Source organism: Trebonia kvetii (genome assembly GCF_007827045.1).
GTDB classification, from domain to species: domain Bacteria; phylum Actinomycetota; class Actinomycetes; order Streptosporangiales; family Streptosporangiaceae; genus Trebonia; species Trebonia kvetii.
In genome coordinates this window covers 279,190-291,371 of record NZ_RPFW01000002.1, presented here as the reverse complement: position 1 = coordinate 291,371, position 12,182 = coordinate 279,190, and the positions used below count along the sequence as shown (strand labels likewise).

The window sequence follows — 12,182 nt, the reverse complement described above, 5'->3', positions numbered from 1 at the left end:
ACTGTCCCACGCCGCCCGTGACCCCGCCAGCGCGGTCCTGTAGCCTCGGTGCCGTGATCCGTGGCTTCGGGATTATCGGCGCCGGCATCATCGCGGCCATCCACGCTGACGCTATCGAGCTGTTGCCGGATGCCCGGCTGATCGCGGTCACCGATGTGGCCGCCGGTGCCGCCGCGGCGTTCGCCGCCGCCCGCGGCTGCGCGGCGGAACCCAGTGTCGATGACCTGCTCGCCCGCAATGACGTCGACGTCGTATGCGTGTGCGTGCCGAGCGGCCAGCACGCCGAGGTCGGCATCCGCGCGGCTAAGGCGGGCAAGCACCTGGTCATCGAGAAGCCGATCGACGTCACCCTGGAGGCCGCCGACCGGCTGCTCGCCGCGGCGCGCGAGGCAGGCGTGGCGTTGACGGTGGTGTCGCAGCACCGCTTCGACCCGGGTGTCATCGCGCTGAAACGGCTAATCGACGACGGCGCGCTTGGCACCCTGGTGCTCGGCGAGGCAAGCACCAAGTGGTACCGCACCCAGGAGTACTACGACAGCGCGCCGTGGCGCGGCACCTGGGCGCTTGACGGCGGGGCGCTGCTCAACCAGGGCATCCACTACGTCGACCTGCTCCGCTGGTGCATGGGACCGGTTATTGAGGTCACCGCGGTGTGCACCACGCAGACGCACGAAATCGAGGTTGAGGACACCTCACTCGCGGTCGTCAGGTTCGCCTCCGGCGCGGTCGGCACGATCGGCGCGACCACGGCCGCCTACCCCGGCTTCCCGCAGCGACTGGAGATCACCGGAACGCAGGGCACGGTGACGATCGAGGACGGCCGGCTTGCCCGCGCCGCCCTGCGGGAGCCCGTGGACACGGGCAGCGCCGCGGGCTCGGCGCCGCCGGCCGCGGCGGACCCCGGCGGCCTGGACGCCACGATCCACGCCGCGCAGCTCGCGGATCTGCTCGCGGCGGCCGCCGAGGGGCGCGAGCCCGCGGTCAGCGGCCAAGACGGCCGCGACGCGCTGGAGATCGTCCGCGCCGTCTACGAGTCATCGCGCACCGGCCGCCCGGTGAGGCTCGCCCCGTGACCGTCACCCTCAGCGGGTTCGCCGACGAGATCTCCGCCGACCCCGCGCAGCAGCTCGCCGTGCTCGCCGCGGAATCCATCACGCACCTGGAGCTGCGCAGCGCGTGGTCGGTGAATGTCGCCGACTTCACCGACGCCCAGCTGGCCGCGTTCCGCGCCGCGATCGACAGCGCGGGAGTGCGGGTCTCGGCGATCGGCTCCCCCATCGGCAAGATCCCGATCGGCGCGCCGTTCGAACCGGAACTAGACCGGATGCGCCGCATCGCGGACATCGCCGCCGAACTCGGCACCACGCTGGTGCGCGTCTTCTCGTTCTACCTGCCGGCCGGCGAGCCGCCGGAACGTTACCGGACGCAGGTCATCGACCGGATGGGTGCCCTGGCGCGGATCGCGGAAGAGCGCGGCCTGATCCTCGCCCACGAGAACGAGAAGGAGATCTACGGCGACGTCCCCGAGCGGTGCGCCAACCTGATCACCAGCGTGGGCTCCCCCGCGCTGCGGGCCACGTTCGATGCCGCCAACTTCGTGCAGTGCGGGGTGCGGCCGTTCACCGAGGCCTATCCGCTGCTCCGGCCGCACCTGGTGTACTTGCAGGTCAAGGATGCGCGGGCGGCGGGCGGCGAGGTCACCCCGGCGGGCGAGGGCGACGGGGAGATGCGCGAGACGCTGTCTGCCCTGCGCGACTCGGGCTTCACCGGGTACATGTCGCTCGAGCCGCACCTGGACCTCGCCGGACGCCAGGGCGGCTTCAGCGGCCCTGACAAGTTCCGGCAGGCCGTCCAGGCGCTGAAGCGGCTACTCAACGAACTGTCGATCGGCTGGCAGTGATCAAGCAGAATCGCTCCGTGCTCGCTCGGAGGTCTGTCATGGGTGCCGCTGACGGAGATCCGCACCGGCGGACGTCGTCGCCGCCTCTGATCTCCCTTACATTCGGAGCCTGGAGTCCCAGCCTGGTCTTAACGACACCAAGCTGGGAACTCCCGTGACGGCTTCTGAGCTGGCGGAACTGGTGGCGCGTGACGCGCTCGGCGATCACGTGAACGCTGTCGGTGATGCTCTTTCTGCACTGCCTTCCTTCGGCGGCGTCTGGTTCAAGCAGGCCGGCGCCGGCGTCATCATGGTTGCCCTGACAAGCCCGCCGACCGCCGCCGTCACTCAGTTGGTGAACAGCGAGGTTCCGGCGAACTCGGCTATCGATTTCGTCCAGGTTCCGCTGAGCTACAACCAGCTGAATGCCCTCTACCAGAAGATCACCGCCACCCCGCTGACGGAGAGCGGCATCACGCTCGTTTCGATCGACACGGTGAACAACACCGTCGACGTGGGTGTTGCCACGCAGGCGGACGTCAGCGCCGTCTACACCACCTACGGTCGCACGGGACTGACCGTCACCGTCACCCCGGAATCAACGCCGGACTGACATGAAGCTGACGTTTATACCACCCCGAGACTTAACCACGCCACCATCGACATCGCTATCCTCACCGCTGATTTGCCAGCGGACGAGAAACCCTGACTAACTGGCCTTGCCGCTAGCCCCGGCCAGACCGCCCCGGCCCCGGGCGACCCCGGGCGGAGTCGGACACGGGTCCCCGGCCGGCACTCCCGGGTTCCTGGCGCGAAACACGCCCGCGCGGACGCAACCCAATCGCCCGCGTTCGGCGTCTTACAAGCATGCCGAGAAGGAAGCTCGCCGTGCGCGGCCCCGTTGCCCTCGCAGCGGTCGCGGCCGCCCTCGCCGTGGCGCTGGTCCCCGCGGGCGCACGTGGCGCAACAGCACGATCAGGGTCATCCCGAACGGATGCCACTGTCTGCCCCACCGACACCTGGGGCACCTCAGTCACCAACGCGGGCCACGTGGGCTGGATACGGTCACTGCCCGCGAGCCCGACCGGCGGAGGGCTGCCGGGCCCGGTGAACGCGGCCGGCGTCGTCATCTTCGCGGGCGACAGCGACCTCACCGCCTTCCGGAACGCGGGAGGGGGCCGGCTGTGGAACATCCACCTGAACCCGGTCAACGGGGAGCCGGCTTCCTTCGCGGGCCTGTGGGCGTCGACCACGGCTGCCTACACCCTGGTCAAGTACTCGGTCGCGGGCAAGCCGACCGAGCGCCTGGTGGAGCTTGACCCCAATACCGGCAAGACCCTGTGGGGGATCAGCCTGGGCGGCTACGCCGAGAACGTGAACGCGAACGGCAACGTGTACGGGTTCGCGGTCGGCGGCACGATCGTGGCCGTCGATCTCTTCACCAACCGGGTCCTGTGGCGGCAGAAATTCGGCCGGCCAGCCCGCGACGGTTCCTACAACACGCAGCTGGCCTGGGCGGGCGGTTACATCGTCGCCGTGTCCGGCGCGGCCACGCCGGGTGCGACCACGGGCACGGCCGCGGGATTCGTTTATACGACGGGCAAGCGGGCGTGGAGGAGGACCGGCATACCTAACCAGCCGCACCTGGCCGCGGTCAGCGGGACTGTGCTGCTGTCCAACGGCTACGGCAACAGCCCCAAGTCGACCGTTTTCCCGATGACCGGCCTGGCCGCCGCCACCGGCAAGACCCTGTGGCGGGTCAAAGTCAAGCACTGGGTAACTGGCGTGTGGACGTCGCCCGGCGTGGCCGCCTTCACCGACTCGGCCCGGATCTATGAGGTGGACACGGCCAGGGGCCTGCGCTGGTCCGTATCCGGCCGTCCGGGCGCGCTGGCGATGCTCCACACCGACCTGGTCTACGTTCAGGCCGCGGCGGCCGGCCCGGGCCGGCCCCCGGTCGATCGCGTGTACGACCGGCAGCAGAAGAACGGGGCGCTACGATGGACCCGGCCCGGTGACCCGGCGTACATCCTCGCGCCCGACGGCCCCACCCTGGTGCTCGTCAATTCCAGCCCGCTCAGCCCGCAGCCCGGCACCTCGGTCTACGCCGTCTACCGGAAGAACGGGAAGCAGCTCCATCCCGCGGTCGCGCTGCCCGCGGCCGTACTGACCCCGCCGGGTGTCTTCAACTCTGGCACCTACATCGAGCTCAACCCGCGCGAGTGCGAGCCCGGCTCGCTGGCCACGGAACCATGATCGTGGAAGATTAGCGCCCTTATAGAAGCTCCATCTCGACGCGAATACTCCGACGAGATTCGCCAGTAAGCCTTCTACCGGCTTGACCCTCGAATACTGACACGCTGCCTAGCGATTCATTGCCGCGCAATTCCCGAGAGCGGATGAGCGGACTCAGATGCCGAGGAAGGCGCCGATCATCTCGGTGACGAAGGCGTGGTCGTCCGCCTGGGGCAGGCCGGATACCGTGACCGTGCCGATGACGCCCACATCCTTCACCCTGACCGGGAAGGCACCGCCGTGCGCCGCGAACAGCCGCGGCTCGACGCCCAGCGCCTCGCCGAGCTCCCGCCCGCGTGCCGCGAGGCGCCTACCCACCAGGTAGGAAGCCGCGGCGAAGCGGTTGACGACGTTGACCTTGCGCTCGATCCACGCGTCGTTCTCGGCCGTGGTGCCGGGCAGGGCGGCGTGGAAGAGCTGCTGGCCGTGGCGCCGGATGTCGATCGTGACCGGCAGTCCCCGTTCCGTCGCGGCTGCCACCATCGCGCTGCCGAGCCGCCACGCGTCGGCGTTGTCGAACCGGGTGAATACCAGCGTTCTTTCCTGCACCTCAAGCGAAGCGATCAGCGTCTCGTCATCGGTCATGGTCGCCATCGTCTCATCCGGCGGCTCAGAACAGGTCGGCGGCGATCTTCCGTCCCCGCTGCCGCAGGCCGTCCAGGTCGGTGCCGAGCACCAGGCCGTGCTCGCGTGCCCGGTCGACCGCGGCGTCCCAGGCGCGCAGGTAGGCGTCCGCGTCGGGATAGAGCGACGAAAGCCGATTCGCGGGGTACGGGACCGTCTGCCCGATGAGCGCCGCGAGCGGGTTGCCCGGCCTGGTACCCGAATAGGTTGCGCTGGGCGCCTCGAGTTCGGGTACGCGGATGCCGCCTGTCGCGTTGCCCGTCTCGTCCCGGTGGATCCCCGCGTCGAGGGAGGCGTCGATCAGCGGGAACCAGGGCGGCGGCGTCCCGCCGTCCACCCAGCGCACCAAGTGCTCGAGCGCGGCGTTGCGCACCCAGCGCCAGTCCATGGTGTTGGCGTCGCTGGCCGGCGGGAACACCGGCATGCCCTCGCGCAGGAGCATCGGGGTCATGTCGGGGGTCTCGCCGATGTGGCCGGCGCCGGCGATCTCCCAGAACCGGAACGTCGACGAGTCGGGCTGGCGGACAGGGACGTTGTGCAGCGTCTCGCTCTCGCTGTTGAGCACGAGGACCGGCACCCGGCCGCGGTCGTTGATGGCGGAGCTTCCGCCGTAGAGCCCGTCGCCGCGCGGCCCGAAGGTGACCATCATCGGCTGGTCCGGCGGGTAGACGCACAGCCCCCAGTGGGTGAGCAGCAGGTACCCGTCGATGCACCGCTCGGAGTCGTCGGCGATGTTGAGGTAGGCGCCGAGCCGCGCCGACGACTGGGACGCGCCGCAGGCGATGACCAGGCGCGGCTCCAGGCCGCCAAGCGGATCGATGCCGGTCGTCTGGCGACCGGGTCCGACGGCGCGGGCGGCCTGAGTGAAGATGTCGAAGGAGTACGCGTCGCCCGGATGGTGCAGCGTCCCGTACCTTTCGTGGTCGATGCGCGGCAGGCCCGGGGTGGCGGGGAAGCCAGGCCCCAGCGACGGCTGGCCGTCGATCGCGACGGCTTGCGTGGTGATGCCCACCCAGGCATACCCCTCGCGCATCTCGTGCTCCGACGGCGCGCCGAGGTCAAAGCCCGCGGTCACGTTCAGCCAGAACGCGATGACGACCCCGTTGAACCGCGCCGGGTCGGCCGGGCGGGCGACGTACATCCGCGTCCGGTACTCCGCCGGCTGCCCCGGCTGGACCGTCCACTGCCCGTCGCGTCCGACGGCGGTGCCCGGGACCGGCTCATAGGATTGGGCGACGCCGTCGAGCAGGAATTCCTCGATCACGTACCCGTAGGCGGCGGCATCGGCCGGGCTCCCGAACGCCCAGCCCCTGCCGCCGGTCACCGGGCCGCTCAGGGTCGCGGTCCGCTGTTCTGGTCCCGTCATCGCCGCTGCCTTCCGCCATCCGATTTGTCCGCGTCTATCTTGCTCCGGCGACCGCCCAAAATACGAGACCCGCGCCGGCGAAAACCTCACCCGTTCCTCTGGTCACGCCAGGCCACCCACCGTTCGACCTCGCTGCGGGCGCCCTCGCCAATCCCTGCTGCCGCGACCGCTCGGCCGGGGTGCCGAAGGCGAAGCCGTACTCCGCGTACTCCGCCGCGAAGCACGCGCGGCGGATCTGCGCGTAGTCGGCGTGCTGGGGCCTGATCTGCACTCCGATGCGAACCTGGCGCCCGGGATCAATCGTCATCGTGCCGTGCCGCCTCCTGTGCTCCGCTGAGTCCAGTGTCCCCAACCGCGACGGCGCAAGCGGCGTCTTAGAGGCATGCGAGCGCGACTCCTCCTTGTTGCCGTTGTCGCCGCCGGTCTCGCGGGATGCGCGACGGCGTCGACCTCCGTGCCTGCCGGCGGCCAGGCCTCCTCCCCGCCTGCGATAAGCGCCCCCTCGGCGACGGCCCCGGGTTCCTCCTCCGCCCCGGCGGCCGCTACGACGTCGCCGGCCGGCCCGCCGTCCGCGCCGTCTGCCACTGGTTCCTCCGGCGCGGTGTGCGGCACGCCGCCGTCGCCTGACCTGGAGACCGGCGAGCTGACCGGGGTCGAGTTCGTGTCATCGTCGCAGGGCTGGGCGGTCGGGCAGGGCGCGATCCTCGCCACGTCGGACGGCGGGGCGCACTGGGCGGCGCAGCTCACCGGCCGGCTCGATCTCACCGCGGTCGATTTCATCAACGCGAGCGACGGCTGGGCCGTGGGCACCGACTCGCTGCTCGCCACCACCGACGGCGGTGCGCACTGGACGCGGTTGTCCGAGCCCTGCCCGCTGATCCGCTCCGTGCACTTCACCTCCGCCCTCGACGGATACGCGGTGGCGGGCGGCGGCGTGACCATGGTCGGCGGCTTCGGCACGGAGATACCTGACACGGGCGGCGTCGTGCTTGTCACTCAGGACGGCGGCCACATCTGGGGAGAGATGGCCGCGCCCGCCAACGCGCAGAGCGTGTGCTTCAGCGACGGGCAGGACGGCTGGCTGGGCGCGAACGGCCAGCTGTACCGGACGGAAGACCACGGCCAGTCGTGGACCGCGATGACCTCTCCGCCCGCGACGAACGAGGGCGGCTACGTGGCGGAGATGAGCGTGCAGTGCACGGGCCCGGACGCGGCCTGGGCGGTGCGCTCGGGTCCCGGCGCTGGCATGAGCCAGCAGCCGCACGTCGCCTACCACGCGGATGCCTCCGGCGTGACGGCCATCTACGCCGAGCAGTACTACCACCTCAGCGGAGACCCGACGACGCGCTCGCCCGGCGCCTACTCCGGGCCGTTCTCCGCGCTGAGCCCGTCGGCGGCGGTCTTCATCGACTCGTGCGCACCGTGCGGTGCGGGGACCGCTCCCTGGGCGGTGGCGACGAGCTCCGGCGCGGCCCTCGCCGAGCAGGGCAATGTCGGCGGCCTCAACTTCGCGCAGGCGGCGGCGTTCCTGTCGTCGCAGACCGGGTGGGTCGCGGGCACCTACAGCGAGGTGCCCGCGAAGGGCAAGAGCCGCCACCAGCAGCGCATCGTCGCGACAACCGACGGCGGCAAGACCTGGCAGACCCAGTGGGCAAGCCCCTGGATCAATGGCATCGGGCAGCAGTAACGGCGGGGTGACGGCACCCGGCGTGAGCCGTCCGCCTACCCGAGGGTGAGACGGCAGATCGTCGGGTGCCCGCACAGCTTGAAACATTTTCCGCCGGAGATGTCCGCTTTCGCAAGCGGCCTGACAGTCGATAGGTTCGTCGTATGCGCCTCACGGTCCTCGGCGGAACCGGCGGGTGGCCGACCGCCGGCACGGCGTGCAGCGGCTACCTGGTCGAGCACGACGGCTACCGGGTGCTCATCGATCCCGGCTACGCGACGTTCCCGCGCCTGCTCGAGCACTGCGACGCGGCTGACGTTGACGCGGTGCTCATCAGCCACGGCCATCCCGATCACTGTGTCGACCTCAACCCGCTGCTTCGCGCCAGGGCGTTCGCGGAACTTCCCGTGCCGCCGCTGCCGGTGTACGCGCCGCCCGGCGCGCTCGCCGCGGTGCTGGCGCTCGACCGCCCCGGCATGCTGGACGACACGTTCGAGCTGCGCGAGTTCGCCCCAGGCACCGCCTTCGAGACCGGCCCGTTCGCCGTGCGCAGCTGGCTGCTGCCCCATTGGGAGCCCAACGCGGGACTGCGGCTGCACGTCGGCGGCGCCGTGCTCGCCTACACCGGAGACACCGGCCCGAGTCCCGCCCTGTCCGCCCTGGCGCGCGACGCCGACGTATTCCTTGCCGAGGCAAGTTATCCAGAACGGGTTCCCGGCGACTCCGTCCAGTACCTGTCGAGCGCCCGCCAGGCGGGGCAGACCGCCGCTACGGCCGGAGCCCGCAGTCTGGTGCTGACCCACCTGATGCCAGGCACTGACCCGGGCGCCGCGATCGAAGCCGCAGCGGCCGGCTACGACGGCGGAGTCTCCGTCGCGGTCCCCGGGCTCGCCATGCCCGCGACGGTCAGCTGAGGATCCGCGCCACCGGCAGCGACGACAGGCGCTGCGCGGCGCTCAGGAACGCCTTGCGTTCTGCGGCCGTCAACTCGGCGAGCAGGCGCTCCTCGTTGCGCTGAATCTCGCCCTGCACCGCACGACGGACACGGTCCCCGGCCGCGGTGATCGACAGCAGCCTGGCCCGCCGGTCTCCGGGATCAGGCTCGCGGCTGATCAGGCCCGCGGCCTGCAGGTCGTCCAGGGTGGCGATGATCCGGGTCTTGTCCGCGCCGATCTTCTCCGCCAGCGCGGCCTGGGTGCTCTGCGGCGCGTCCCGCAGGCCGTTGAGCACCACGTAGCCCCACATCGTGATTCCGTGCCTGGCCAGCACGGGCAGCTCGGCGTCGATGAGCGCCCGCACCAGCGGCTGCAGCATTGCGGCCAGGTCCTGCCGCTCGTGATCTTCTTCCATCGTCCGCCAAAGAATACGCTTCGACATACTGTGTGTGTACGCCTATAATAAGCTCATGCTTACGATCATCGATGAGATCGTCACACTCGACGCGCACGCGGTGCGCGCCAGCGTCGCGCTCGTGTCCCGCGCGCGGGGCCGGGACATGACCGCGCCGACGCCCTGCCCGGACTGGACGCTGCACGGCCTCATCTCGCACATGGCCGCGCAGCACTACGGGTTCGCCGCCGCCGCCGTGGGCGACGGCGAGCTAACGCGGTGGCGTCCGCGGCGCCTGAGCAGCGATCCCGTCGCGGACTACCGGGCGGCGGCGGACACGGTGCTCGCCGCGTTCGCCACCGGCGGGGTGCTCGACCGCCAGTTCCCGCTGCCCGAATTCGCCGGCTCGCCTGTCGTCCCTGGACGACAGGCGATCAGCTTCCACTTCGTCGACTACGTGGTGCACTCGTGGGACGTCGCCAAGACGCTCGGCCTCGAGGCTGAGTTCCCGGCGGACGTGCTTGAGGTGGCGCTGCGGGTGGCGCTTGCCGTGCCTGACGACGGCAGCCGCCTGGCGCCTGGTGCCGCCTTCGCGCCTTCCCTGGCCGTGGGCGGCGGTTCAACGCTCGACCTGATCGTGGCGATACTCGGGCGCTCACCGGGCTGGAAGCGCCCGGCGTTACGGCTCACGGGCGATGCCGGCCGAGGAAGGTGAGCAGTGCCTGGTTGAACTGGGCTTCGGCTTCCAGGTTGGGCAGGTGCCCGGCGCCGTCGATGGCGACGAGCTGCGGCCGCTTCAGGCTGGCGACGATCTCGGCCGTCACCGCGGCGGTGGACCACGGATCCGCGGTTCCCGCCACGACGAGGGCGGGGATGTCGAGGGCGGCGAGCATGGGCCGGTAGTCGGGCCTGCGGCCACGGCCGCGCAGCGCCGCCGCGGCGCCCGCCGGCGGGGCCGCGGCCATCATGGCGTCGACCCGGGCGCGGACCGCGGGCGGGCAGGCCGGACCGTACAGGCCGGTGTGCATGTAGTCGACGAGCACGCCCATCCCGTCGCGCTCGGTCGCGTCGGCCCGCTCGTCCCTGGTCCGCAGGTCCTGCGGCGAGGGCGGCTCGGCCGTCGTCGCGATCAGCCCGAGGGCCCAGCACCGCTCCGGCGCGGCCGCGGCGAGTTCCATGGCCACCAGGCCGCCCATGCTCAGCCCGACCACCGCCGCCCGGGCGATACCCAGCCCGGCGAGCAGTTCCTCGATGTCGGCGGCGTACTCCCGCATCGCCACCCGCCCAGGCGTGACGGGGCTGGCACCGAAGCCGCGAAGGTCCGGCGCGAGCACCCGGAAGCAGCCGCGCAGCGCGGCCACCTGCGGTTCCCACAAAGTCCGGTCGAAGGGATGCCCATGAATCATGACAACGCACTCGCCGCTGCCGGCCTCGTCATAGGAAAGTCGCACCGGGGAAGCCTAGACCAGGCCGGTGTCACATCCGCGCGGGCCCGATCGTCGTGTCTGACATGACCGCAATCGCAACCCCGGCGAACCGGGCAGCATTGCGTGACCTGCTGCGAGCGGAGAACGAGCAGCTCACGCAACTCCTTGGCGGGCTCACCGCGGCGCAGTGGCAGACGGAGAGCCTGTGCGCAGGCTGGACCGTCAGGGAGGTCGCCGCCCATCTCACCGCGGTCCTGGCACGTGGCTACCCGCTGCCGTTCCTCCGGATCAAAGCACGGACAGCCCTGCTGGAGACAGTCGTCCACCAGCAGGACATCCGCCGTCCGCTCGGCGCGGCACGCGAGATCCCGGCGAGCGTCCTGTGCACCGTCCTCGCGACCGCCGCGCGGACCTACCCCGCGCGCACTGGCGGGCTGTGCCTGCAGGCATTCGACCTCCCGTGGATCAGGTACGACGACGGCCCGCCGGTCACCGGGCCCGGCGAGGCACTGCTCATGGCGATGTGCGGCCGCCCCGCCGCGCTCGCGGAACTGACGGGTGCCGGCGTCGCCATCCTGGCGTCGAGGATCGGGGGCAAGCGGCCCCGCTAGACGGCCGGCGGGTCCACCGGCTTGCGGCGTTCATCCAGAATCTCGCGGAAGGCGCTGATGTCGGCGCCGGAGTGCGCCTCGGCCAGGGCTGCGGTCTCCGCGAGCAGCGCCGCGGCGGCCTCGAGTGCCTGCTCCGCCGGTCCCGCTGTCAGGGTGCCAAGCCGTTCCGCGAGCCGCGCGGGCGCCACAGCGAGCCCGGACAGGAGCTGGCGCTGCCACTTGAGCTGACGATGCGGCAGGTAGACGCGGTTGAGCGCCAGGACGGCCCGCACCACAGCGTGTCCCGTCCTTGTCAGCAGATCCGCCGCCGCGAGGTCGTCACCGCGGCTGACGAGCGCCTCGCGGGCCGCCCAGCCGGCGAGCGCCGCCGGGGCGAGCGCCTGCTCCACCAGGGCGGTCACCAGGGTGTCCGGGTAGGCGTCCGCGCGCAGCCGCCAGGACGCCATCAGGTCGGCCCCGATCAGCGGGCGCGACCGCTGGATGGCAGCCAGCCGCATGTGCCTGACCGGGTCGGTGCTCGACCCGAGGACCACGTCGTCGAGGAACCGGTCGATGGAGCCGACAAGGAAGTTGCTGACGGTGATGTCGAGCTCGCCGACCCGGTAGTCCTCGCTCCACTCCTGGTCATCCGCGTCGTAGTCCCACAGCGCCGCCAGTTCGCCGCCCAGTGCTGCCACCGGTCCGAGGCGGTCGGCGTCGGCCGGTGGCCGGACCCAGTAGCAGTCAAGTTCCAGGTCGGAGAACCTGTCGGCCAGGCCCGCGCCCACCGACCCGGCCACCGCCAGCGCGGCGAGGTTGCCGTTTCCCGCATAGGTCCCGGCGACTCGCGCGGCGACCTCCATCCGCCATGCGGCATGGACGTTCTCCGCGCCCGGGGCGCTGCCTGATTGCTCCACGGCCCGCCATCCTGCCACGCTCGCGCCCGGCCTGTCGCCGCATCCCTGCTCGGTCACGCGTAAAGGAATCCTTGACACGATGCATTGCG

14 protein-coding genes are annotated in these 12,182 nt (G+C 71.1%); 8 read left to right on the top strand and 6 right to left on the bottom strand.

The window, feature by feature from the left end; translation table 11 throughout:
• Positions 1-53 precede the first annotated feature (53 nt).
• The 4 genes from EAS64_RS10025 (at position 54) to EAS64_RS10010 (ending at position 4,135) form a co-directional block, all read left to right on the top strand.
• Positions 54-1,073, top strand: coding sequence for a Gfo/Idh/MocA family protein (locus tag EAS64_RS10025; protein ID WP_222849173.1), 1,020 nt, complete (start codon positions 54-56; stop codon positions 1,071-1,073).
• Complete coding sequence (locus EAS64_RS10020; RefSeq protein WP_222849172.1) at positions 1,070-1,900, top strand: sugar phosphate isomerase/epimerase family protein; 831 nt, start codon at positions 1,070-1,072, stop codon at positions 1,898-1,900. Before EAS64_RS10025 ends, EAS64_RS10020 begins: the two co-directional genes overlap by 4 nt.
• Before the next feature lie 181 nt (positions 1,901-2,081).
• On the top strand, positions 2,082-2,492 hold the full coding sequence (locus tag EAS64_RS10015; protein WP_145852662.1) for a hypothetical protein: 411 nt from the start codon (positions 2,082-2,084) through the stop codon (positions 2,490-2,492).
• A gap of 254 nt (positions 2,493-2,746) precedes the next feature.
• Positions 2,747-4,135, top strand: a complete 1,389-nt coding sequence (locus EAS64_RS10010) for an outer membrane protein assembly factor BamB family protein (protein WP_145852661.1) — start codon at positions 2,747-2,749, stop codon at positions 4,133-4,135.
• 153 nt (positions 4,136-4,288) lie between these two features.
• On the opposite strand, the gene EAS64_RS10005 is transcribed toward EAS64_RS10010, so the two are convergent.
• Genes EAS64_RS10005 through EAS64_RS09995 form a run of 3 tightly spaced genes read right to left on the bottom strand, consistent with a single transcriptional unit; the run spans position 4,289 to position 6,471 of the window.
• Entirely contained in the window at positions 4,289-4,768 is a 480-nt protein-coding gene (locus tag EAS64_RS10005) for a heme-degrading domain-containing protein (protein ID WP_222849171.1), read from the bottom strand.
• Positions 4,769-4,784: 16 nt separating this feature from the next.
• Positions 4,785-6,164 carry an alpha/beta hydrolase domain-containing protein gene (locus EAS64_RS10000; protein WP_145852659.1) on the bottom strand — a complete coding sequence of 460 codons (1,380 nt, stop codon included), beginning with the start codon at positions 6,162-6,164 and terminating at the stop codon, positions 4,785-4,787.
• A 34-nt stretch (positions 6,165-6,198) separates the two neighbouring features.
• Positions 6,199-6,471, bottom strand: a complete 273-nt coding sequence (locus tag EAS64_RS09995) for a hypothetical protein (protein WP_145852658.1) — start codon at positions 6,469-6,471, stop codon at positions 6,199-6,201.
• Between the two features lie 75 nt (positions 6,472-6,546).
• Between EAS64_RS09995 and EAS64_RS09990 the strand changes: the two genes are divergently transcribed.
• The gene (locus EAS64_RS09990; protein ID WP_145852657.1) at positions 6,547-7,851 is read left to right on the top strand and encodes a WD40/YVTN/BNR-like repeat-containing protein; all 1,305 of its coding nucleotides are present in this window, start codon (positions 6,547-6,549) and stop codon (positions 7,849-7,851) included.
• A gap of 143 nt (positions 7,852-7,994) precedes the next feature.
• On the top strand, positions 7,995-8,744 hold the full coding sequence (locus EAS64_RS09985) for an MBL fold metallo-hydrolase (protein WP_145852656.1): 750 nt from the start codon (positions 7,995-7,997) through the stop codon (positions 8,742-8,744).
• On the opposite strand, the gene EAS64_RS09980 is transcribed toward EAS64_RS09985, so the two are convergent.
• Positions 8,737-9,180 carry a MarR family winged helix-turn-helix transcriptional regulator gene (locus EAS64_RS09980; RefSeq protein ID WP_222849170.1) on the bottom strand — a complete coding sequence of 148 codons (444 nt, stop codon included), beginning with the start codon at positions 9,178-9,180 and terminating at the stop codon, positions 8,737-8,739. The genes EAS64_RS09985 and EAS64_RS09980 overlap by 8 nt on opposite strands.
• 55 nt (positions 9,181-9,235) lie before the next feature.
• Here EAS64_RS09980 and EAS64_RS09975 point away from each other — a divergent pair, with 55 nt between their 5' ends.
• The gene (locus EAS64_RS09975) at positions 9,236-9,874 is read left to right on the top strand and encodes a TIGR03086 family metal-binding protein (RefSeq protein ID WP_145852655.1); all 639 of its coding nucleotides are present in this window, start codon (positions 9,236-9,238) and stop codon (positions 9,872-9,874) included.
• Here EAS64_RS09975 and EAS64_RS09970 read toward each other — a convergent pair.
• Entirely contained in the window at positions 9,846-10,610 is a 765-nt protein-coding gene (locus tag EAS64_RS09970) for an alpha/beta fold hydrolase (protein WP_145852654.1), read from the bottom strand. The two genes, EAS64_RS09975 and EAS64_RS09970, sit on opposite strands and share 29 nt — an antisense overlap.
• A 59-nt stretch (positions 10,611-10,669) precedes the next feature.
• On the opposite strand from EAS64_RS09970, the gene EAS64_RS09965 reads away from it, so the two are divergent.
• Positions 10,670-11,197 carry a maleylpyruvate isomerase N-terminal domain-containing protein gene (locus EAS64_RS09965; protein WP_145852653.1) on the top strand — a complete coding sequence of 176 codons (528 nt, stop codon included), beginning with the start codon at positions 10,670-10,672 and terminating at the stop codon, positions 11,195-11,197.
• Here EAS64_RS09965 and EAS64_RS09960 read toward each other — a convergent pair.
• Positions 11,194-12,150 (bottom strand): DUF4037 domain-containing protein, encoded by a 957-nt coding sequence (locus EAS64_RS09960; RefSeq protein ID WP_145852652.1) that lies wholly within the window; start codon positions 12,148-12,150, stop codon positions 11,194-11,196. The genes EAS64_RS09965 and EAS64_RS09960 overlap by 4 nt on opposite strands.
• Between the last annotated feature and the right edge of the window lie 32 nt (positions 12,151-12,182).